Origin of the sequence: Streptomyces sp. NPDC050546 (genome assembly GCF_044457425.1) — a bacterium.
Lineage (GTDB): Bacteria > Actinomycetota > Actinomycetes > Streptomycetales > Streptomycetaceae > Streptomyces.
On record NZ_JBITGX010000022.1, the window covers coordinates 41,908 to 61,749 of the forward strand.

General features: G+C 72.8%; 22 protein-coding genes. 13 read left to right on the forward strand and 9 right to left on the reverse strand.

The features are described 5' to 3' along the window. The first annotated feature begins 7 nt into the window (after positions 1-7). Entirely contained in the window at positions 8-1,333 is a 1,326-nt protein-coding gene (locus ACIBK5_RS38095; RefSeq protein WP_399027143.1) for a glutamate-1-semialdehyde 2,1-aminomutase, read from the forward strand. 12 nt (positions 1,334-1,345) lie between these two features. Here ACIBK5_RS38095 and ACIBK5_RS38100 read toward each other — a convergent pair whose 3' ends face one another. Beyond that, entirely contained in the window at positions 1,346-2,011 is a 666-nt protein-coding gene (locus ACIBK5_RS38100; RefSeq protein ID WP_399027145.1) for a phosphatase PAP2 family protein, read from the reverse strand. A gap of 159 nt (positions 2,012-2,170) precedes the next feature. On the opposite strand from ACIBK5_RS38100, the gene ACIBK5_RS38105 reads away from it, so the two are divergent. Further along, the gene (locus ACIBK5_RS38105) at positions 2,171-2,596 is read left to right on the forward strand and encodes a GNAT family N-acetyltransferase (RefSeq protein ID WP_399027147.1); all 426 of its coding nucleotides are present in this window, start codon (positions 2,171-2,173) and stop codon (positions 2,594-2,596) included. Here the strand turns inward: ACIBK5_RS38105 and ACIBK5_RS38110 are convergent. From ACIBK5_RS38110 to ACIBK5_RS38120, 3 genes are read right to left on the reverse strand one after another with little or no spacing between them, the layout of a single operon-like run. Continuing rightward, the gene (locus ACIBK5_RS38110; RefSeq protein WP_399027333.1) at positions 2,593-3,171 is read right to left on the reverse strand and encodes a TetR/AcrR family transcriptional regulator; all 579 of its coding nucleotides are present in this window, start codon (positions 3,169-3,171) and stop codon (positions 2,593-2,595) included. The two genes, ACIBK5_RS38105 and ACIBK5_RS38110, sit on opposite strands and share 4 nt — an antisense overlap. A gap of 58 nt (positions 3,172-3,229) precedes the next feature. Continuing rightward, positions 3,230-4,621 (reverse strand): amidase, encoded by a 1,392-nt coding sequence (locus ACIBK5_RS38115; protein WP_399027149.1) that lies wholly within the window; start codon positions 4,619-4,621, stop codon positions 3,230-3,232. Beyond that, the gene (locus ACIBK5_RS38120; RefSeq protein WP_399027151.1) at positions 4,608-4,817 is read right to left on the reverse strand and encodes a hypothetical protein; all 210 of its coding nucleotides are present in this window, start codon (positions 4,815-4,817) and stop codon (positions 4,608-4,610) included. The genes ACIBK5_RS38115 and ACIBK5_RS38120 overlap by 14 nt, the downstream gene beginning before the upstream one ends. 117 nt (positions 4,818-4,934) lie before the next feature. On the opposite strand from ACIBK5_RS38120, the gene ACIBK5_RS38125 reads away from it, so the two are divergent. From ACIBK5_RS38125 to mug, 7 genes are all read left to right on the forward strand, one after another. Next, on the forward strand, positions 4,935-5,816 hold the full coding sequence (locus ACIBK5_RS38125; RefSeq protein WP_399027153.1) for an MBL fold metallo-hydrolase: 882 nt from the start codon (positions 4,935-4,937) through the stop codon (positions 5,814-5,816). 156 nt (positions 5,817-5,972) lie between these two features. Continuing rightward, a complete protein-coding gene (locus tag ACIBK5_RS38130) occupies positions 5,973-7,313 on the forward strand; it encodes a hemolysin family protein (protein WP_399027155.1) in 1,341 nt (446 codons plus the stop codon). Beyond that, complete coding sequence (locus tag ACIBK5_RS38135; protein WP_399027157.1) at positions 7,310-8,323, forward strand: hemolysin family protein; 1,014 nt, start codon at positions 7,310-7,312, stop codon at positions 8,321-8,323. The genes ACIBK5_RS38130 and ACIBK5_RS38135 overlap by 4 nt, the downstream gene beginning before the upstream one ends. Before the next feature lie 161 nt (positions 8,324-8,484). Next, positions 8,485-9,258, forward strand: coding sequence for an SGNH/GDSL hydrolase family protein (locus ACIBK5_RS38140; protein WP_399027159.1), 774 nt, complete (start codon positions 8,485-8,487; stop codon positions 9,256-9,258). A gap of 6 nt (positions 9,259-9,264) precedes the next feature. Next, positions 9,265-9,606 carry a DUF4326 domain-containing protein gene (locus tag ACIBK5_RS38145; RefSeq protein WP_399027160.1) on the forward strand — a complete coding sequence of 114 codons (342 nt, stop codon included), beginning with the start codon at positions 9,265-9,267 and terminating at the stop codon, positions 9,604-9,606. A gap of 97 nt (positions 9,607-9,703) precedes the next feature. Further along, positions 9,704-11,146: an adenylosuccinate lyase gene (gene purB, locus ACIBK5_RS38150; protein ID WP_399027162.1), complete on the forward strand. Its 1,443-nt coding sequence runs from the start codon at positions 9,704-9,706 to the stop codon at positions 11,144-11,146. A gap of 8 nt (positions 11,147-11,154) precedes the next feature. Continuing rightward, positions 11,155-11,700 (forward strand): G/U mismatch-specific DNA glycosylase, encoded by a 546-nt coding sequence (gene mug / locus ACIBK5_RS38155; RefSeq protein ID WP_399027164.1) that lies wholly within the window; start codon positions 11,155-11,157, stop codon positions 11,698-11,700. Between the two features lie 4 nt (positions 11,701-11,704). Here mug and ACIBK5_RS38160 read toward each other — a convergent pair whose 3' ends face one another. The 3 genes from ACIBK5_RS38160 to ACIBK5_RS38170 all read right to left on the reverse strand — a co-directional run bounded on the left by ACIBK5_RS38160 (position 11,705) and on the right by ACIBK5_RS38170 (position 13,857). Continuing rightward, positions 11,705-12,136 carry a hypothetical protein gene (locus tag ACIBK5_RS38160; protein WP_399027166.1) on the reverse strand — a complete coding sequence of 144 codons (432 nt, stop codon included), beginning with the start codon at positions 12,134-12,136 and terminating at the stop codon, positions 11,705-11,707. A 68-nt stretch (positions 12,137-12,204) separates the two neighbouring features. Further along, complete coding sequence (locus ACIBK5_RS38165) at positions 12,205-12,933, reverse strand: ABC transporter permease (RefSeq protein WP_399027168.1); 729 nt, start codon at positions 12,931-12,933, stop codon at positions 12,205-12,207. 3 nt (positions 12,934-12,936) lie between these two features. Further along, positions 12,937-13,857, reverse strand: coding sequence for an ABC transporter ATP-binding protein (locus ACIBK5_RS38170; RefSeq protein ID WP_399027170.1), 921 nt, complete (start codon positions 13,855-13,857; stop codon positions 12,937-12,939). 108 nt (positions 13,858-13,965) lie between these two features. Between ACIBK5_RS38170 and ACIBK5_RS38175 the strand changes: the two genes are divergently transcribed. The 3 genes from ACIBK5_RS38175 to ACIBK5_RS38185 all read left to right on the forward strand — a co-directional run bounded on the left by ACIBK5_RS38175 (position 13,966) and on the right by ACIBK5_RS38185 (position 17,061). After that, positions 13,966-15,147 (forward strand): sensor histidine kinase, encoded by a 1,182-nt coding sequence (locus tag ACIBK5_RS38175; protein ID WP_399027172.1) that lies wholly within the window; start codon positions 13,966-13,968, stop codon positions 15,145-15,147. 14 nt (positions 15,148-15,161) lie between these two features. Further along, entirely contained in the window at positions 15,162-15,824 is a 663-nt protein-coding gene (locus tag ACIBK5_RS38180; RefSeq protein ID WP_399027174.1) for a response regulator, read from the forward strand. 88 nt (positions 15,825-15,912) lie between these two features. Beyond that, positions 15,913-17,061 carry an ROK family transcriptional regulator gene (locus tag ACIBK5_RS38185; protein ID WP_399027176.1) on the forward strand — a complete coding sequence of 383 codons (1,149 nt, stop codon included), beginning with the start codon at positions 15,913-15,915 and terminating at the stop codon, positions 17,059-17,061. 174 nt (positions 17,062-17,235) lie between these two features. Here the strand turns inward: ACIBK5_RS38185 and ACIBK5_RS38190 are convergent, their stop codons facing one another. Together ACIBK5_RS38190 and ACIBK5_RS38195 are read right to left on the reverse strand one after the other, a co-directional pair. Further along, entirely contained in the window at positions 17,236-17,997 is a 762-nt protein-coding gene (locus ACIBK5_RS38190; protein ID WP_399027178.1) for a GntR family transcriptional regulator, read from the reverse strand. Positions 17,998-18,165: 168 nt separating this feature from the next. Continuing rightward, complete coding sequence (locus ACIBK5_RS38195; RefSeq protein ID WP_399027180.1) at positions 18,166-19,053, reverse strand: RNA polymerase sigma-70 factor; 888 nt, start codon at positions 19,051-19,053, stop codon at positions 18,166-18,168. A gap of 118 nt (positions 19,054-19,171) precedes the next feature. Between ACIBK5_RS38195 and ACIBK5_RS38200 the strand changes: the two genes are divergently transcribed. Continuing rightward, complete coding sequence (locus ACIBK5_RS38200; RefSeq protein WP_399027182.1) at positions 19,172-19,825, forward strand: NADPH-dependent F420 reductase; 654 nt, start codon at positions 19,172-19,174, stop codon at positions 19,823-19,825. Positions 19,826-19,842 lie beyond the last annotated feature (17 nt).

The following is a 19,842-nucleotide window of genomic DNA, read 5'->3' on the forward strand; positions in this document are numbered from 1 at the left end:
AGTCAGCGTGGACACTGAGGAGTTCCGCCTGCCCCGGTCGCGGGCGGCGAACGAGCGGCTGCACGCCCTGGTCCCCGGGGGCGCGCACACCTACGCCAAGGGCGACGACCAGTACCCCGAGAACCTGGCCCCGGTCATCAGCCACGGCCGCGGTGCGCACGTGTGGGACATCGACGGCAACCGCTACATCGAGTACGGGTCAGGGTTGCGGTCGGTCAGCCTCGGCCACGCCCACCCACGCGTGACCGAGGCGGTGCGGCGCGAGATCGACCGCGGCAGCAACTTCGTCCGGCCGTCCGTCGTGGAGGTCGAGGCCGCGGAACGCTTCCTGGCCACGGTGCCGACCGCCGAGATGGTGAAGTTCGCGAAGAACGGCTCCGACGCCACCACCGCCGCGGTGCGCCTCGCCCGCGCCGCCACCGGGCGCCCCCGGGTGGCCGTCTGCGCCGACCATCCGTTCTTCTCCGTCGACGACTGGTTCATCGGCACCACGCCGATGTCCGCCGGCATCCCGACGGCCACCACCGACCTCACCGTGACGTTCCCCTACGGGGACCTGGCCGCCACCGAGGAGCTGCTCACCCGGTATCAGGGCGAGGTCGCCTGCCTGATCCTCGAACCCGCCACCCACAGCGAGCCGCCGCCCGGCTACCTCGCCGGCCTGCGCGCGCTGGCCGACCGGCACGGCTGCGTACTGGTCTTCGACGAGATGATCACCGGCCTCCGCTGGTCCGAGGCGGGCGCCCAGGGCCTGTACGGCGTCGTCCCGGACCTCTCCACGTTCGGCAAGGCGCTGGGCAACGGGTTCGCCGTCTCCGCGCTGGCCGGGCGCCGCGAGCTGATGGAGCGGGGCGGGCTGCGGCACTCCGGCGACCGGGTGTTCCTGCTGTCCACCACGCACGGCGCGGAGACGCACTCCCTGGCGGCCGCGATGGCCGTGCAGACCACGTACACCGAGGAGGGCGTCACCGCCCGGCTGCACGCCCTCGGCGAGCGGTTGGCCGCCGGTGTCCGCGACGCCGCGGCGAGCATGGGCGTCGGCGACCACGTCGTCGTGCGGGGCCGGGCCAGCAACCTGGTCTTCGCCACCCTCGACGAGAACCGGCAGCCGTCGCAGGAGTACCGCACCCTGTTCCTGCGCCGGCTCCTCGCGGGCGGGGTGCTGGCCCCATCGTTCGTGGTGAGCAGCGCACTCAGCGAGGCCGACATCGATCACACCGTCGACGTGGTGGCCGAGGCGTGTGCGGTGTACCGGAAGGCACTGGACGCCGCCGACCCCACCCCCTGGTTGGCCGGGCGGCCGGTGAAACCGGTGTTCCGTCGCCTGGCGTGACGTGACGTGACGTCAGCGGCGCTGCTGCCGGCGACCGGCGTCGGCCGTCCGGTCGACCAGCCACGCGGTCGCCGGTACCACCGCCAGCGCGGTGCACCAGCCGCCGAGGACGTCGGTCGGGTAGTGCGCGCCCAGGGCGACCTGCGCCCATCCCATGGCGGCGCCGGCGACGAGCGCCGCCGCGAGCACGAGCGCCGTGCCCGCCGTCCGGCCGAGGCCGAGCCGGCCGGTGGCGAGCAGCGCCACCACGAGGGCGAGCGCGGTGAGGAAGGCGGTGTGCCCGCTCGGGTAGGACAAGTTGTCGGCGCCGTGAATGGTACGTCCAACCAGGGGCTTGAGCAGCTTCGTCGTCCCCACGGTCAGACCGGTGCCGGCGACGACGAGCACCGCCGCGTGAGGACGCCGAAGCCGCAGGCAGCCCGTCACGGTGGCCACGACCAGCACCGCCGCTCCCAGGGGCTCTGCCAGGAAGTCCGTGGCCAGAGCGAGGTTTCGCCACGGCGGCCGCACAGCGTCCACGGACGGCTGGATCCACGCATCCACCGTGCCCGGCTCCCCGTGGCCGGCGTACAGGACCCCGAGCGCGACGACCACGAGCGCGGCGAGGGCCGCGATCAGCCCTAGCCAGACGCGCAGTGCCGGCGGCAGCAGCGCCGGCGCCGACCGGTGGGCAGCCATGACCGTTGGGCGCCAACTCCCCACGAACGAGCCCCCCGTCGTGTCCGACCCTGCCCGCGCGGGCGCCGTCGGTCTCCGGTGGCCACCCTAACCAACGGGCGGTGTCCGGGTACTGAAACCCGATCGCCGGACGGACGGGGGTTCTGCTTGGCTCGCCCCATGAGCGATCTTCACATCCGCTGCGCGGCCCTCTCGGACATCGACACCGTGCTGCGGTTCTGGCGCGAAGCCGCGGAAGGCACCAGCATCAGCGACGACCACGACGGAGTGGCCCGCCTCATCACACGCGACCCCGAGGCCCTGATCCTCGCCGAGCGCGACGGTCGCCTCACGGGCACCGTCATAGCGGGCTTCGACGGATGGCGCTGCTCCGCCTACCGGCTCGCCGTACACCCGGACCACCGCCGGCAAGGCATCGCCACCGCCCTCCTGGAAGCCGCCGAACAACGCTTCGCCGCCCTGGGCGGGCGACGCGTCGACGCCATGGTCCTGGAGACCAACGAACAGGCCCACCACACCTGGGCCGCGGCCGGCTACCGGCGCGAGGACCACTGGCGGCGCTGGGTCAAGCCCCTCATCGGCTAGGGCAGGCCCCTCTTCGGCTGGCGTGTGTCTCCGGCCGGGGCGAGGACCCCGGCCACGAGCCGCTGGGCGTGGGCGGCGTCGAGGCCGTCCGGGCGGAAGAGGATGCGGTACATGATGGGCGCGACGACCTGGTCGATCACCGATTCGACGTCGGGTGTCCGCTCCCCGCGTCCGGCCGCGCGGGCGAGGACGAGGCCGATCTGCTCGGCGGCGTAGGCCGAGCACCGGCCGGCGTTGCCGCCGGCGGGGTCGCCCAGCAGGGCGTCGCGGATGTAGGCGCGGCCGGCGGGCGAGGCCATCTCGTCGAGGAACTGCTCGGCCCAGGCCGTGAGGTCGGCCGGCAGGGTGCCGTGGTCGCCGGGCGTGGTGTCGGGCCGCAGTCGCTCGACCGCCACGTCCGACAGCAGTTCCTGGAGGTCGCCCCAGCGGCGATAGATCGTCGACGGTGTCACACCCGCGCGCTGGGCGACCAGCGGCACCGTCAGGGCCTCCCGGCCCAGCTCCGAGGCGAGTTCGCGGACGGCGGCGTGCACCGACGCCTGGACCCGGGCGCTGCGGCCGCCGGGGCGCACCATCTGTCTGCTCACGGCACCACCTTAAAGCGAACCGTTTGCGACTGGGGCGGTTCCCGGTTCAGGCCGCGGGCGCGAGCCGGCGGGCGGGCCGGGTCTGCTCGTAGGCGTGCCCGACCCGCAGGAGCAGCCGCTCCCCGAGCGGCCGGCCGAGGAGCTGCATGCCGATCGGCAGACCCTGGGTGTCGTGACCGACCGGTAGGGACAGGGACGGCACCCCGGTGATGTTGGCGGGTGCGGAGAGCCGCACATAGGCGTCCGAGACGCCCTCGACGGTCCCGTCGGACCAGGTGATCGTCTCCTGGCCGGCCGGGACCGCGGTCGTGGGGAGGGTGGGGGCGGCGATCAGGTCGACCTCGCGCAGCATGTCCGCCCACTCCTGCCGCATGAGGGTGCGGGAGCGCTGGGCCCGCAAGTAGTCGCCGGCGGGCATCAGTTCGCCGGCCTCCAGGAGGATGCGGACGTCGGCCTGGTAGAGCTCGGGGACCGTGCGCAGGGTGCTCTCGTGGTAGGCGGTGGCCTCGGGCACCATCAGGCCCCACTGGGTGGCCTGGATGTAGCGGGTCATGGGGATCTCGACGTCGACGAGCAGGGCACCGAGATCCCGGAGCCGGTCGATCGCGTTCCGGACGGCGGTTTCCACCTCGGCGTCGACGTGGTCGAAGTACCAGGTGCGCGGCACGCCGATGCGCAGTCCGGTCAGGTCGGTGCCCTCGGCCGGCCGGTGGTCCGCCGGGGGTGTGGCCAGGGAGGCGGGGTCGCGGGGGTCGTGGCCGGCCAGGGCGTCGAGGACCAGGCCCGCGTCCTCGACGGTGCGGGTGATCGGGCCGACGTGGTCCAGGGACCAGGACAGCGAGGTGACGCCGTGGCGCGGGACGAGGCCGTAGGTCGGCTTGAGGCCGACGACGCCGTTGAGCGCGGCGGGGACCCGGATGGATCCGCCGGTGTCGGTGCCCAGGGCGAAGGTGGCGGTGCCCGCGGCGACGGCGACCGCCGATCCGCCGCTGGAGCCGCCGGCGACCCGGTCGCGGTCCCAGGCGTTGCCGGTCTGCGGGGTGGTCAGCCCGTAGGCGAACTCGTGGGTGTGGGTCTTGCCGACCAGGACGGCTCCGGCCGCCCGCAGACGGGCGGCGACGGTGCTGTCGGTGTGGGCGCGGTGGCCGGCCCTGACCCGGGAACTGGCCGACGTCGCCAGTCCGGCGGTGTCGATCAGGTCCTTCAGCCCCATCGGGATGCCGTGCAGCGGCCCGCGGTGCCGGCCGGCCGCGATGTCCCGCTCGGCTTCGCGGGCGGCCCGGCGGGTGTGCTGGGCGGTGACGGTGACATAGGCCCCGAGCCGCGGCTCCACCCGTTCGACGCGCTCCAGCACGGATTCCGCCAGCTCGACGGGGGACAGCCGCCGCGCCCGGATCAGCTCGGCGGCGGCGCCGAGGGTCAGTTCATACGGCTGCATCGTGGGCCTCCTGTGCCGCGCGATAGGCGGAGGCGGGCGGGGTGTCGCCGAAGTCGAGCTCGCGCAGGACGGCGACCACGGAGTGGATGTGGTCGGCGGTGGCCGCGACCGCGGCGTGGCGGTCGGCCGGCAGGACGAGCCCGGCGCGGTGGGCCCAGCGGGCCGCTTCCGGGGGTGTGAGTTCGGTACGGGACATCGACTCCCCTGTGCCATAAAAGCTAACTGTTTGCATTAGTGGAGTGTAGGACCTACGGTCGACTTAACGCAAACAGATTGCTTTAACCGATTCCTCTCAGCGCTCGAGGAGAGACCGATGACCACATGGACCGTGGGCGACCTCACCGTCCACCGCGTCGACGAGGTTGCGTTGCCGCCGGCGACCGGACCGTGGCTGCTGCCCGACGCCACACCGGACGTCGTGGCGGGACAGGACTGGTTGCGCCCCCACTTCGCGGACGGCGACGGCGTCCCGCACCTGGACAGTCACAGCTTCGCGTTCACCGCCGGCGGGCTTCGCGTGCTGGTGGACACGGGCATCGGCAACGGCAAGCAGCGGGCCAATCCCGCCTGGCACGACCTCGACACCGACTACCTGCGGCGCCTCACCGCCGCCGGATTCCCCCCGGACTCGGTGGACTTGGTGATCCTCACCCATCTGCACGCCGACCACGTCGGCTGGAACACCCGGGAGGTGAACGGCGCGTGGGTGCCCACGTTCCCGCACGCCCGCTACCTGACCTCCCGCGCCGAGCGGGAGTTCTGGGCCGGGTACGCCATGGACGAGGCACGCGCGCAGATGTTCCGCGACTCCGTGATCCCGGTGGAGGAGGCCGGGCGGCTCGACCTCGTCGACGTCCCCGCCGAGGGTGCCGAAGTCGCCCCGGGCCTGCGTCTGATCCCGACCCCGGGGCACACCCCCGGCCACCTCGCCGTAGAACTGACCAGTCGCGGACGGACGGCACTGATCACCGGCGACTGCGTCCACCACCCCGTCCAGCTCGCCCACCCCGGCATCGGCGCGTGCGTCGACATCGATCCCGTACAGTCCGAGGCCTCGCGCCGGAGGCTGCTCGACTCCCTGGCAGGTACGGACACCCTCCTGCTGGGCACCCACTTCGCGCCGCCCACCGCGGGTCGGGTCGTCGCCCACGAGGGCGCCTACCGGCTCGCACCAGCCCCCGCCGACTCGCCCTGAGCACCCCCTCGGAAGGACTTTGCCCATCCTTTAACCTTGGATGGCCACTCGGTTCTGCATGAAAGGTTGTGAGCGTCCGCCCATGGGCGTGCCTCCCCGTGCGCGACACCGCGCGTTCCGCCCCGTCCTGGAGAACCATGGAACGGGGGTGAACCGATGACCGAAGTGCTGCTCCTTCTGGCGGCGATCCTGCTCTCGCTCGCCTGCGGCGCCTTCGTGGCGGCCGAATTCTCCCTCACCACGGTCGAGCGCGCCGAGCTGGAGCGGGCGGTGGAGCGCGGCGAGCGGGGCGCGCAGGGCGCGCTGAAGGCCGTACGGAGCCTGACGTTCCAGCTGTCCGGGGCGCAGCTCGGCATCACCGTCACGAACCTGGTCGTCGGCATGCTCGCCGAGCCGTCGATCGCGGCGCTGATCGCCGGGCCGCTGGAGGACGCCGGTGTCTCGCGGTCGGCGTCGCACAGCCTCGCGCTGGTGCTCGGCACGGCCGCCTCGACGGTGTTCCTGATGGTGGTCGGCGAGCTGGTTCCGAAGAACTGGGCGATCTCCTCCCCGCTGACCGTCGCCAAGACCGTGGGCAACGCCCAGCGCTGGTTCAGCGCCGCGTTCCGGCCCTTCATCACCCACCTCAACAACACGGCGAACCGGGTGGTGCGCCGGATCGGCGTGGAGCCCGCCGAGGAACTGGCCTCGGCGCGCGGGCCGCAGGAGCTGGCGGCACTGGCCCGCCACTCGGCCAAGGAAGGCGCCCTGGAGGCCGACACCGCCGAGTTGTTCGTGCGGACGCTGAACCTCGCCGACCTGACCGCGGAGAACGTGATGACGCCCCGGGTGCAGGTCGTCGCCCTGGAGGTGCAGGCGACCCTGGAGGACGTGGCGAACGCGACCCGGGCGACCGGGCTGTCACGGTTCCCCGTCTACCGCGGCACCCTCGACTCGGTCGTCGGGACGGCGCATGTCAAGGACGTGCTGACGGTACCCGCCGAGCGCCGGACGCGGATCTTCGTCTCCGAGCTGATGCGCGAACCGCTGCTCGTCCCGGAGACACTCACCGTCGACCGGCTCCTGGACCGGCTCTCCGGCAAACGCACCATGGCCGTCGTCATCGACGAGTACGGCGGTACGGCGGGCGTGGCCACCCTGGAGGACATCGTCGAGGAGGTCGTCGGCGAGGTCCGCGACGAGCACGACCCGCACGAGCTGCCCGATCTCGCCCCGGCCGGCACGGACGAGGCCGGCCACGCCCTGTACTCGGCCGACGGCTCCGCGCGCGTGGACCATCTGGAGCGGGTCGGGCTGCGCGCGCCGGAGGGGCCGTACGAGACGCTCGCCGGTCTTGTGGCGACGGTGCTGGGCCGGATACCGGCAGCCGGTGACACCCTCGAGGTCGCCGGCTGGCGGATGGAGGTCCTGGACGCGGCGGGCCGCCGGGCGGCGCGCGTCCGGCTGCGGGCGCCGCTCGACGACGAGAAGCCCGACGAGAAGGGAGCGGAGCTGTGACCGCGGTACAGCTGCTGATCGGTCTGGCGACGCTCGTCGTCAACGCCTTCTTCGTCGGCGCCGAGTTCGCGCTGATCTCGGTGCGCCGCAGCCAGATCGAGCCCCACGCCGACCGGGGCGACCGGCGCGCCAAGAGCGTGCTGTGGGGCCTGGAGCACGTGTCGGCGCTGATGGCGGCCGCGCAGCTCGGCATCACGCTGTGCACGCTGGTGCTCGGTGTGGTGGCCGAGCCGGCGATCGCGCATCTGCTGGAGCCGGTGTTCCACGCGGTGGGCCTGCCCGAGGGCGCGGGGCACGCGGTGTCCTTCGTGATCGCGCTGTCCCTGGCCACGTATCTGCACATGCTGCTCGGCGAGATGGTGCCCAAGAACATCGCGCTCGCCGAGCCGGTGCGCAGCGCGCTGGCGCTCGGACCGCCCCTGGTGGCGCTGTCCCGGGCGCTGCGCCCGGTGATCTTCACCGTCAACGCCTTCGCCAACACACTGCTGAAGCTGCTGCGCGTGGAGGCGCGGGAGGAGGTCGCCGCCTCCTACTCGGACGCGCAGATAGCGCAGATCGTGAAGGACTCCAGCGAGGCCGGCCTGATCGACGACCGCGCCCAGGAGCGGCTGCACGACGCGCTGGAGCTGGGCCGCCGCCCGGTGCGCGACGTGGTGCTGCCGCTGGAGAGGGTGGTGTACGCGAGCGTGGGCGTCACTCCGGACGAGCTGGAGCAGCTCACGGCGGAGTCCGGGTTCTCCCGGTTCCCGGTGGTGGACGAGGGGCGGCGGATCGTCGGCTATCTGCATGTGAAGGACGCCCTGGACGCCCTCGGGCGCGAGGTGCCGTTCCGGCTGCGGGACATGCGGCCCATCGCGCGCGTGCGGGAGCACACCCCCCTGGACGACGTCCTCACCGCGATGCGCGGCAGCCGGACGCATCTCGCGGCGGTCCTCGGGGAGGACGGGCGGCTGGCCGGGCTCGTGACCATGGAGGACGTACTGCGGGAGCTGTTCGGCCAGCGGACCTGAGCAGGACTCCCAGCGGCCGGGCAGTACTCCTGGAGCCTGAGCAGGACTCCCGGCGGCCAGGCGTACTCCCGTCGCCTGAGCAGGACTCCCGGCGGCCGGGCGGGGGCTCCCGGCAGCCGACCGACTGCTGGGTATGTGCACGGGATATCATTTCCGTCGCCATGCACACGAACCCCACCCACAGCAGCCTCGTCGCCGTCGGCGACTCCTTCACCGAGGGCATGTCGGACCTGCTGCCCGACGGCACCTACCGCGGCTGGGCCGACCTGCTCGCCGCGCGGATGGCGGCCGGCGCACCCGGCTTCCGCTACGCCAACCTCGCGGTACGCGGCAAGCTGATCCAGCAGATCGTCGACGAGCAGGTGGCCGTGGCGGCGGCCATGGAGCCCGATGTGATCACCCTGGTCGGCGGGCTCAACGACACGCTGCGGCCCAAGTGCGACATGGGCCGGGTGCGCGCCCTCCTGGAGGAGGCCGTGGAGCGGCTGGCCCCGTCGTGCAAGCAGCTCGTGCTGATGCGCAGCCCGGGCCGGCGGGGCCCTGTCCTGGAGCGGTTCCGGCCGCGCATGGAGGAGCTGTTCGCCTGCGTCGACGAGCTCGCCGACCGGCACGGCGCGCTCGTCGTCGACCTCTACGGCGCCCCTTCGCTCGGCGACCCCCGGCTGTGGGACGTGGACCGGCTGCATCTGACGGCCGAGGGCCACCGCCGGGTCGCCGAGGCCGTGTGGCAGACGCTCGGCTACGAGCCCGAGGACACCGAGTGGCGCTCGCCGATGCCGACGACGCTGCCGCCGGGCTGGGTCATGCGCCGCGCGGCGGACGTGCGGTTCGCCCGGCAGTACCTGCTGCCCTGGATAGGCCGCCGTCTGACGGGCCGCTCCTCGGGCGACGGGCTGCCGCCGAAGCGCCCCGAACTGCTGCCGTACGAGCTGTAGGTCCGCATGGGCACGCGTGTGATCAACGTCAGGGGCCGGCTGCACGACTTCGGTCCCCGGCTGGAGCACGCGCCCGCGGACGTGGTCTACGTCGGCCGCCGCTGGACCCTCGGAGGCTGGGACCTGCCCCGGCACCCGTTGTACAACCCCTTCGCCTACGACACACCGGCGAAGAAGCGGGACGGCACACGGGCCGAGGTCATGGCGAAATACCGGGCGTATCTGCTGGAACGGCCGGATCTGCTCGCACTGGTGCCCGAGCTGCGCGGCAGGACGCTGGCCTGCTGGTGTGCACCGGAGCGGTGCCACGCGGAGGTGCTGGCCGAGCTCGCCGAGCACCTCTCGTAGGCGCTCGCAGTGCTCGCAGGTCCTCGCTGCTTCTCGTAGGTTCCGACGAAAAGGCCGGTGCGCCGGCCTGCACGAATCGCCAGTAGAATCCGTCCACGTGACTTCCGCTCCCGCCAAGCCCCGCATCCCGAACGTCCTCGCCGGACGGTACGCCTCCGCCGAGCTCGCCACGCTCTGGTCCCCCGAGCAGAAGGTGAAGCTGGAGCGGCAGCTCTGGCTCGCCGTGCTGCGCGCCCAGAAGGACCTAGGGATCGAGGTGCCGGACGCGGCGCTCGCCGACTACGAGCGTGTTCTCGACACGGTCGACCTGGCCTCCATCGCCGAGCGCGAGAAGGTCACACGGCACGACGTGAAGGCGCGGATCGAGGAGTTCAACGACCTCGCCGGGCACGAGCACGTGCACAAGGGCATGACCTCCCGCGACCTCACCGAGAACGTCGAGCAGCTGCAGGTCCGGCTCTCGCTGGAGCTGATGCGCGACCGCACGGTCGCCGTCCTGGCGCGGCTGGGCAAGCTGGCCGGTGAGTACGGCGAGCTGGTCATGGCCGGCCGCTCGCACAACGTCGCCGCGCAGGCCACCACCCTCGGCAAGCGCTTCGCGACCGCCACCGACGAGCTGCTGGTGGCCTACGGCCGTGTCGAGGAGCTGCTGGGCCGCTACCCGCTGCGCGGCATCAAGGGTCCGGTCGGCACAGCGCAGGACATGCTGGACCTGCTGGGCGGGGACGCCGCGAAGCTCGCGGAGCTGGAGCAGCGGATCGCCACGCACCTGGGCTTCTCGCAGGCGTTCACGTCGGTCGGCCAGGTCTACCCGCGCTCCCTGGACTACGAGGTCGTGACGACGCTGGTGCAGCTGGCGGCGGCCCCGTCGTCGCTGGCGAAGACCGTCCGGCTGATGGCCGGGCACGAGCTGGTCACCGAGGGCTTCAAGCCGGGCCAGGTCGGCTCCTCGGCGATGCCGCACAAGATGAACACCCGCTCCTGCGAGCGCGTCAACGGCCTGATGGTGATCCTGCGCGGCTACGCCTCGATGACGGGCGAGCTGGCGGGCGACCAGTGGAACGAGGGCGACGTGTCCTGCTCGGTGGTGCGCCGGGTCGCGCTGCCGGACGCGTTCTTCGCGCTGGACGGTCTGCTGGAGACGTTCCTGACGGTGCTCGACGAGTTCGGCGCGTTCCCGGCGGTCGTGGCCCGGGAGCTGGACCGGTATCTGCCGTTCCTCGCCACCACCAAGGTGCTGATGGGTGCCGTGCGTGCGGGCGTGGGCCGGGAGCTCGCGCACGAGGCGATCAAGGAGAACGCCGTCGCCTCCGCGCTGGCGATGCGCGAGCAGGGCGCCGAGCGCAACGAGCTGCTCGACAAGCTGGCCGCCGACGCGCGCGTTCCGCTCGACCGCGCCCAGCTGGACGCGCTGATGGCCGACAAGCTGTCCTTCACGGGTGCCGCGGGCGACCAGGTCGCCACCGTGGTCGCCCGGGTCGAGGAGATCGTGAAGCAGCACCCCCAGGCCGCGGGCTACACGCCCGGCGCGATTCTCTGACGCGCCGCATGGCGCGCTTCACGCCCGAGGAACTGGAGGCCGCCCGCGACCGTGTCGTGCCCGATGTGGTCGCGGACGGTCTGCGGGTGCTGTTCTGCGGGATCAACCCCGGGCTGATGACGGCCGCGACGGGCCATCACTTCGCCCGCCCCGGCAACCGCTTCTGGCCGGTACTGCACCGGTCCGGTTTCACGCCCCGGCTGCTGAAGCCGTCCGAGCAGCGGGAGTTGCTCTCGTACGGGCTCGGCATCACCAACGTCGTGGAGCGGCCGACCGCCCGGGCCGACGAGCTGAGCGCCGAGGAGTACCGGGAGGGCGGGCGGCTGCTCGCGCTGAAGGCGGAGCGGCTGCGCCCGGGCTGGCTGGCGGTGGTGGGCGTGACGGCGTACCGCGCCGCGTTCGACGACCGGAAGGCTCAGGTCGGTCCGCAGTCGCGGACGTTCGGGGACACGCGCGTATGGGTGCTGCCCAACCCGAGCGGGCTGAACGCGCACTGGACGGCCGAGACCATGGCGGAGGAGTTCGGACGGCTGCGGGAAGCCGCCGGGAGCTGATCCCTCACGGCGGGTCCGCCTCCGTGACCAGGGCCAGCAGGTGAACCGCGTCCGCCTCGTCCCGGTCCGCGACGGCCACGGCGACCCAGCGGCCGGAGCCCTCCACCTCCCAGAGGTAGGCCACACCGGCGCGGGCGCCGAGGTCGGCCCACGGCCGGGGTATCTCCTCGTGCTCGGTGCGCAGCAGGACCGTCTCCAGGTTGAAGGGGTCGGTGTCGCCCCAGCGCGAGGCGAGAAGCTCGCAGACGGCGTCCCGGTCCTTCTCGAACTGGTCGATCGTCACCGCCCGGGTCGCGGGGTCGCCGCAGAGCCCGCTCTCTAACACCGCTACGTGGTAGCCGGGTCCTGACGTGCCGACGTCCGACGGACCGTGCTCCGCCGGAAAGGGGCGGTAGCACAGCTCGTCGACGAGGGCGATGTGCTGTGCGATGCTCATGGGTCAAGTAAACCCGCCCGCACTGACACTTGGCGGGCGCACCTGGCGGGGCAGCGACGCCGTTGCGGTCAGGCGTCCCGGCGGCGCACGCTCCACGCTCCCGCCAGCAGCGCGGCGGCCGTCCAGAGCGCGGTCACCGCGAGCCCCGGCCACGGCCCGAGGGAAGACCCCTCGTGCGTCCCCCGAAGGACCAACTGTCCCGCCTTGTCGGGCAGGAAGTCGGCGACCGTGCCCGTCGCGTCGCCGATCACGAACGACACGATCAGGATGAACGGGATCAGCAGAGACAGAGTGGCGGTGCCGCTGCGCAGCAGGGCGGCCAGCCCGGCGGCGAACAAGGCCATCAGCATCAGGTAGACGCCGCAGCCCACGACGCCCCGCACCTGCTCGCCGGCGCCGAGACCGTCGGCTGCCGGTCCGAGCGCCGCCCGCGCCACGAGGAGGGCGGCGAGCGCCGTCACCAGCCCCACCAGGAGGGCCGGTACGGCGATGACTACCGCCTTGGCCGCGAACCACCGGCCGCGCTGCGGAACCGCGGCCAGCGAGAGCCGGAGCGCCCCCGGGTGGAACTCCGACGAGACGGCCATGGCCCCGAAGGCGATGGCCGCGATCTGGCCGGGCAGGACCCCGGACAGGGCCGTGAACAGCGGGTCGAACCCCGGCTCCGACGTGTCGGAGACACCGGCGATCGCGGAGAACGCCGTGGTCGCGGCGAACAGGGCCAGCAGGGCTCCCGGGAGCGAGCGGAGCGTACGGATCTTCAGCCACTCGGAGCGGAGTACGGGGGTGAGTTCCATGGTTCAGGCCTCCTGGGGCTGTGCGGTGAACTCGGTCTCGGCGGAGGTGAGGTCGAAGTAGGCCTGCTCCAAGGTGCCCTCCTCGGCCGCGAGTTCCAGGACCGGTACACCCGCGGCCGAGGTGATGCGGCCGATGTCGTCCACGCGTGCGTGGTGCACGGTCCAGTGGCCGTCCACGTGCTCCTCGGCATCGTGGCCGTGCCGGGCGAGGGCGCTCTTGAGGCCGGTGGGATCGCTCGTGCGGATGCGCACGCGCGGCCGCACGCGTGCGTGGATGAAGTCCCGCATCGGGGTGTCGGCCAGCAGCCGTCCCCGGCCGAGGACGACGAGGTGGTCCGCGAAGGACGCGGTCTCGTTCATCAGATGGCTGGAGACCAGGACCGTCCGCCCCTCCCCCGCGAGCCGTCGCAGCAACTGCCGTATCCACACGATGCCTTCGGGATCGAGGCCGTTGGACGGCTCGTCCAGCATGACCACCTCGGGGTCGCCCAGCAGGGCGGCGGCGATGCCGAGTCGCTGGCGCATGCCCAGGGAGTACGTCCGCACCCGGCGCCGTGCCACCGAGGCCAGGCCCGTCTCCTCCAGTACCTCGTCGACGCGGCGGTCCGGGACGCGATTGCTCACGGCCAGGACACGGAGGTGGTCGCGGGCCGAACGGGAGCCGTGGGCGGCCTGCGCGTCGAGCAGGGCGCCGACGTGGCGCAGGGGTTCGCGCAGCGCCGGGTAGGCACGGCCGCCGATGGTGGCGGCTCCGGCGGTCGGACGGTCGAGGCCGAGCACCAGCCGCATGGTGGTGGACTTCCCGGCGCCGTTGGGGCCGAGGAAGCCGGTGACGCGGCCGGGCAGCACGCGGAACGTGAGGTCGTCGACGGCGCGCTTGGTGCCGAACTCCTTGGTGAGGGACTGGACGTCGATGCTGGTCATGGCAGCAGCCTGGCCGGTCGTGCGGGGTGCGGGCCTCCCCCGGCCGTGGAGATCACCTCCCCCGTGCGGGGGAGGTCCGTTGTCAGTGGCGGCTGGCACGATGACGCCATGGTCCGCATGCTGCGCCCGTTCACGCGGGCGGTGACGTACAAGCGGTGGCTGCACATCGTGGTGGCCATCGTGTGGCCGTCGTTGTGGCTGTTCGTCGAGGAGGCATGGTGGACGCAGGTCACGGCCGCCGTGCTGCTCGGACTCGCGGGCCTGGTGCCCGTCACGCGGGTCGTGGAGGGATTCCAGGCCAGGCTGCTGCTGATCGGCCATCGGCGAGACGGTGAGAGCCCGGAGATCGTGACCACGCCGTCGGCCACGTGGGCCGATCGCGGGCGGACGGTGCTGTGGCTGGAGGCGCGGCTGTGCCTCGGCTGGACGGTGGCCCACCTCTCCCTCCAGCTGCCCCTGCTGGCGGTCGACTTGCTGACGACGGGGCTCGGCCTCGGACCCCTCGCCGACGGATTCGTGACCGTCGAGGACAACCGCTGGTGGCACGTCCCGCTCGCACTCGTGCCGTTGATCTTGTGCTCCGTGGTCGTGGTGTGGTCGGGCCGCTGCGTCACCGCGCTGGCCGGGCGGCTTCTCGGGCCGTCCCGCGCCGAGCGGCTGGCGGCGCTGGAGGAACGCACCGAACAGTTGCTGGAACGCACGCGTATCGCCCGCGAGTTGCATGACTCCATCGGGCACGCGCTCACGGTCGCCGTGGTGCAGGCGGGGGCGGCTCGGGCGGCCGGCGACCCGGAGTTCACGGACCGGGCGCTGAGCGCCATCGAGGAGACCGGCCGCACCGCTCTGGAGGACCTGGAGCGGGTGCTGGGTGTCCTGCGCGAGTCTCGGAAGCCCGTGAGCAGCAGACCGACACTGGCGGACGCCGACCGGCTGCTGGATTCGGCGCGCGCATCCGGGGCGAAGGTCGACGCCGAGGTGACGGGGCCCGTGGACACCGTGCCCGGGCCGGTGTCGCGGGAGGGCTACCGGATCCTCCAGGAGGCCCTGACCAACGTGCTGCGGCACGCGGGTGCCGTTCCGGCCCTGGTCCGTGTCCAGGTCACCGACGGCACCCTCGTCCTCGCGATACGCAACCCGCTGCCCGAGCCGATGTCCGGCCCCGGCTCCGGCCCCGGACGCGGCAGCGGCCTGCGCGGCATACGCGAGCGCGCCGCCCTGCTCGGCGGACGGGCCAGAACCGGACCCGACGAGGGTGACTGGCAGGTCCATGTCGAACTGCCGCTGAGTTGATCTACGCTGTCCGGATGCCGGTCACCGTTCTCCTCGTCGACGACGAACCCCTGGTACGCGCGGGACTGCGGGCCGTCCTGGAGGCACAGCCGGACATCGAGGTCGTCGGGGAGGCCGCGGACGGGGCGGCGGTGATCCCGCTCGTGCGGCGGCTGCGGCCCGACGTGGTCGCCATGGACGTACGGATGCCGCTGCTGGACGGCATCGAGGCCACCCGGGCGCTGCTGCGGACCGTCGACGAGCCGCCGCGGATCCTGGTGGTGACGACCTTCGAGAACGACGAGTACGTGTACGAGGCGCTGCGGGCCGGGGCCGACGGGTTTCTGCTCAAGCGGGCCCGGCCGGCCGAGATCGTGCACGCGGTGCGGCTGATCGCCGAGGGCGAGTCGCTGCTGTTCCCGGCCTCGGTGCGGCAGCTCGCCGCCGAGTACGGCGACGACGGCGGGAACCGCGCCGCGCGGGCCGTGCTGGAGCGGGCCCAGCTCACCGAACGCGAGGCCGAGGTGCTGCGGCTGATGGCGCGGGGTCTGTCGAACGCGGAGATCGCCGCCCGGCTGGTCGTCGGGACGGAGACCGTGAAGTCACATGTCAGTGCGGTGCTGGCGAAGTTGGGGGCGCGGGACCGGACCCAGGCGGTGATCACCGCGTACGAGTCGGGCTTCGTGGCACCGGGCTGATCAGGGGAGGCCGGGGCCGGGTCCTCGCCGGGGCGCGCCGCGCCGAGTACGATCCGGCCAACACGCGCGCGACCTGGGAGGACGGACGGTGGGGCGGCTGACCGGCGGGGATCCCTCGCTGCTGCGAAGGATCAACTCCGCGGTGGTGCTGCACGCCCTGCGTGCCACGGACTGCGCGACGCTGACCGAGATCACCCGGGTGACGGGGCTGTCCCGGCCGACCGTCGAGGGCGTCGTCGAAGGGCTCATCGAGGCCGGGCTCGTGGTCGAGAAGGCGGCCGAGGAGGGAGCCGCACGGCGGCAGGGACGCCCGGCGCGGCGGTTCCGGTTCCGGGCGGAGGCGGGGCATCTGCTGGGGCTGGAGATCGGGGCGCACCGGGTGGCGGCCATGCTGGCCGACCTGGACGGCCGGGTGATCGGCGCCCAGGCCAAGGACGTGCCCGAGACGGCGGAGGCCGACGAGCGGCTGGAGCGGCTGCGCGGGGCGGTCGCCGAGCTGCTGCGGCGGGCCGGTGTCGCACGGGGCTCACTGCGGGCCGTGGGCGTGGCGACGCCCGGGATCGTCGAGGCGGACGGCACGGTACGGCTGGGCACCGCGTTGCCGGGGTGGACGGGGCTGCGGCTGGGCGAGCGGCTGAGCCGGTCCTTCAAGTGCCCGGTCCTGGTCGAGAACGACGCCAACGCGGCCGCCGTCGCCGAGCACTGGAAGGGCGCGGCCACCGAGTCGGACGACGTGGTGTTCGTGCTGGCGGGGCTCAGCCCGGGTGCCGGTTCGCTGATCGGGGGGCGGCTGCACCGGGGCTACGGCGGGGCGGCCGGCGAGATCGGCGCGCTGCATCTGCTGGGCCGGGAGGTCACGCCGGAGACCCTGCTCTCCACCACCGACGAACCCCTGCACCCGCTCGACGAGCAGGCGGTCGCCGAGGTGTTCGCACAGGCCCGCGAGGGCGACCAGCGGGCCCGCGCGGCCGTCGACCGCTTCCTCCAGCGCCTGGTCCACGACGTGGCGGCCCTCGTCCTCGCCCTGGACCCGGAACTGGTCGTCATCGGCGGCTGGGCAGCGGGCCTGGACGGCGTCCTCAACCCCCTCCGCCAAGAACTCTCCCGCTACTGCCTGCGCCCCCCACAGGTCACCCTCTCCCGCCTCGGAGACGCGGCAGTGGCGACCGGCGCCCTACGCCTGGCCCTGGACCACGTGGAGGAACAACTCTTCGCGGTGGAACAACGCCCCTTCTAGGGGCGCGGACCCGCGCGTCTTTGGGGGCGCGGACCCGCGCGTTTTTTGGGGGCGCGGGGAACTGCGCGTCTTGGGGGCGCGGGGAACTGCGCGTCTTGGGGGCGCGGGGAACTGCGCGATCAGCCACAGCGAACCCGCAGCCCAAGACTCACCGCACCCCTCACAGCGCGAGGGTCAGGACGCCCGCTGCTCAGGCCCGTCATGAATCTCGACCCCACCCGAGTCACCGAAGGTCAACCGGCACGTGTCAGCGCGATACGTGGCAACCGACAGCGCAGCCGTACGCCCCGCAGCCACAAACCGCGTCGTGACGACAAGAACGGGCGCCCCAGGAAGCCGGTCCAGCTCCTTCGCGTCATCGGCCCCGGCAGACCCGAGCTCCACCGCGTTCTCCTGCCGCCCCAGCTCCAGCCGCTGCAACTCACGCAGCACCGCACGCGCACGTGCCGCTCCGGACGGCGCGTCTATGCCGGAGAGCTCGGGCACCGAGGACTCGGGGATGTAGAGCAGCTCCGCGGCCACCGGCCGGCCGTTCGACACACGGGAGCGGCGCACGACATGGACGGCCTCGTCACGGCCGGTCTCCAGCGCCTCGGCGACCGCCGCCGACGGCACCGCCGCCACACAGTCGACGGGCTGCCAGGCGTCCTCGGAGCCGCCGGGCCAGGTGTGCGGGCCGGTGCCGAGGGAGACGCCCATGCGCGGCGGGGCGACGGTCGTGCCGACACCGCGGCGGCGCTGCAGCCTGCCTTCCAGTTCGAGCTGCTCCAGGGCCTGGCGGAGCGTGGCGCGGGCGACGCCGAACCGGGCCGCCAGATCGCGCTCGTTGGGCAGGATCTCCCCCACCGAGAACTCCGAGTCGAGCGCTTCACTGAGCACGGTCTTGAGATGCCAGTACTTCGGTTCCGGCACCGATTCCAGCTGCGTGGTCCCCACCCTGTCCTCCGCAATCGCCGTGGTCGGCGGCGTTTTCGCGCCCTTGTTTTTTAAAGGTTGTTTCACTTCTCTGCGACCATAGGACGGCCCCCATCCTTGGTCAAGACCAATGGCCGGGAACGTTCACGGCGCGTTCATCCGAGGTCCACGGGGCTACGGCGGCACCCGCTACCCCACGGCCAGCGACCGCAGCTTGTCGGGGTTCCGGACGATGTAGACCGCTTGGACCCGCCCGCCGGCGACGTCGAGCTGGAAGACGGAGTCGGGCTTGTCGCCGGACAGGACCAGCATGGCCGGGCCGCCGTTGAGCTCCAGGAAACGCACGGAGAAGTCCGGGACGTCGCCCTTCCGCGCGGCGCCGACGAGGAAGCGGCCCACCTTGTCCGCCGTCTGGAGGACCCGCAGCGGCGCCCGCGACTTGCCACCGCTGTCGCCGACAAGCCGGACGTCCGGGGCGAGCAGCGCCATCAGCCCTTCGAGGTCGCCGTCGGCCGCCGCGGCGAGGAACCGTTCGGTGAGGTCGCGACGCTGGGCGGGGTCGACCTCGTAGCGGGGCCGCCGCTCCTCGACGTGCTTGCGGGCCCGTCCGGCCAGCTGTCGTACCGCCGGTTCGCCGCGGTCGAGCATGGCGGCGATGTCGGCGTACGGGAAGCCGAAGGCCTCACGGAGCACGAACACGGCGCGCTCCAGTGGCGACAGCGACTCCAGCACGACGAGGACGGCGAGGGAGACGGAGTCGGCGAGCACGGCCCGCTCGGCGGTGTCCGGCACGGTGTCGCCGAAGTCGGTGACGTACGGCTCGGGCAGCCATGGGCCGACGTAGGTCTCCCCGCGGGACTTGATCTGGCGCAGCCGGTCGATGGCGAGGCGGGTCGTGATCCGTACGAGGTAGCCGCGCGGTTCGCGTACGTCGCCGCGGTCGCTGCCCGACCAGCGCAGCCAGGCCTCCTGGACCACGTCCTCCGCGTCGGCCACGCGGCCCAGCATGCGGTAGGCGACGCCCAGCAGGACGGGGCGGTGCGCTTCGAAGACGTCGGTCGCGGTCTCGGTGGTCACGGCTCCATCCCAGCCCACCGCTGCGGCCCTGTCCAGGCGGAATCACCCCTTCCCGGACAGAATGGGCGACAGGACGACAGGACGCCGGTGATCGCCGGCAGGGGTTCCGGAGGTGGCGATGCGGTACGCGGTTCTGGGCACGGGAGACGTCGGGCGCACCCTCGGCACCCGGCTGGTGGAGCTGGGGCACGAGGTACGGCTCGGCTCCCGGACGAGGGACAACCCGGCCGCCGTGGAGTGGGCCTCCGCCGCGGGCGCAGGTGCGGACGCGGGGACGTTCGCCGAGGCGGCGGCGTTCGGCGAGGTCGTGGTGAACGCGGTCGGCGGGCGGGTCGCGCTCGCGGCGCTGGACGCGGTGAGGCCGGAGGACTTCGACGGGAAGATCCTCGTGGACATCTCCAACCCGCTGGGGTTCGAGGAGGGCGAGCTGCGGTTGTCCCCCGTCGAGTCGGACAGCGTGGGCGAGACGATCCAGCGGGCTTTCCCGAACGCGCGCGTGGTGAAGACACTCAACACCGTCAACTGCCAGGTGATGGTGGACCCCGGGCGGGTGCCGGGCGAGCACAACGTGTTCGTCTGCGGGGACGACGCGCGCGCCAAGGAGCAGGTGACGGCCCTGCTCGGGGAGTTCGGTTGGCCGCGGGAGCGGGTGCTCGACCTCGGCGGCATCCGGGCGGCGCGCGCCGTGGAGATGTGGCTGCCGCTGTGGGTCGGCCTGATGCAGAAGTTCGGGCACGCCGACTTCAACCTGGAGCTGCGCCGGGCCCGTTGAGCGGTCCGGGACCGTGA

Coding starts and splice junctions, on each gene's coding strand:
- ACIBK5_RS38115 (WP_399027149.1), bottom strand. CDS start 4,621: ATGCAGCCGTATGAACTGACCCTCGGCGCCGCCGCCGAGCTGATCCGG.
- ACIBK5_RS38130 (WP_399027155.1), top strand. CDS start 5,973: ATGACCGAAGTGCTGCTCCTTCTGGCGGCGATCCTGCTCTCGCTCGCC.
- ACIBK5_RS38165 (WP_399027168.1), bottom strand. CDS start 12,933: ATGGAACTCACCCCCGTACTCCGCTCCGAGTGGCTGAAGATCCGTACG.
- ACIBK5_RS38180 (WP_399027174.1), top strand. CDS start 15,162: ATGCCGGTCACCGTTCTCCTCGTCGACGACGAACCCCTGGTACGCGCG.
- mug (WP_399027164.1), top strand. CDS start 11,155: ATGGCGCGCTTCACGCCCGAGGAACTGGAGGCCGCCCGCGACCGTGTC.
- ACIBK5_RS38100 (WP_399027145.1), bottom strand. CDS start 2,011: ATGGCTGCCCACCGGTCGGCGCCGGCGCTGCTGCCGCCGGCACTGCGC.
- ACIBK5_RS38105 (WP_399027147.1), top strand. CDS start 2,171: ATGAGCGATCTTCACATCCGCTGCGCGGCCCTCTCGGACATCGACACC.
- ACIBK5_RS38110 (WP_399027333.1), bottom strand. CDS start 3,171: ATGGTGCGCCCCGGCGGCCGCAGCGCCCGGGTCCAGGCGTCGGTGCAC.
- ACIBK5_RS38125 (WP_399027153.1), top strand. CDS start 4,935: ATGACCACATGGACCGTGGGCGACCTCACCGTCCACCGCGTCGACGAG.
- ACIBK5_RS38140 (WP_399027159.1), top strand. CDS start 8,485: ATGCACACGAACCCCACCCACAGCAGCCTCGTCGCCGTCGGCGACTCC.
- ACIBK5_RS38145 (WP_399027160.1), top strand. CDS start 9,265: ATGGGCACGCGTGTGATCAACGTCAGGGGCCGGCTGCACGACTTCGGT.
- ACIBK5_RS38170 (WP_399027170.1), bottom strand. CDS start 13,857: ATGACCAGCATCGACGTCCAGTCCCTCACCAAGGAGTTCGGCACCAAG.
- ACIBK5_RS38175 (WP_399027172.1), top strand. CDS start 13,966: ATGGTCCGCATGCTGCGCCCGTTCACGCGGGCGGTGACGTACAAGCGG.
- ACIBK5_RS38120 (WP_399027151.1), bottom strand. CDS start 4,817: ATGTCCCGTACCGAACTCACACCCCCGGAAGCGGCCCGCTGGGCCCAC.
- ACIBK5_RS38160 (WP_399027166.1), bottom strand. CDS start 12,136: ATGAGCATCGCACAGCACATCGCCCTCGTCGACGAGCTGTGCTACCGC.
- ACIBK5_RS38200 (WP_399027182.1), top strand. CDS start 19,172: ATGCGGTACGCGGTTCTGGGCACGGGAGACGTCGGGCGCACCCTCGGC.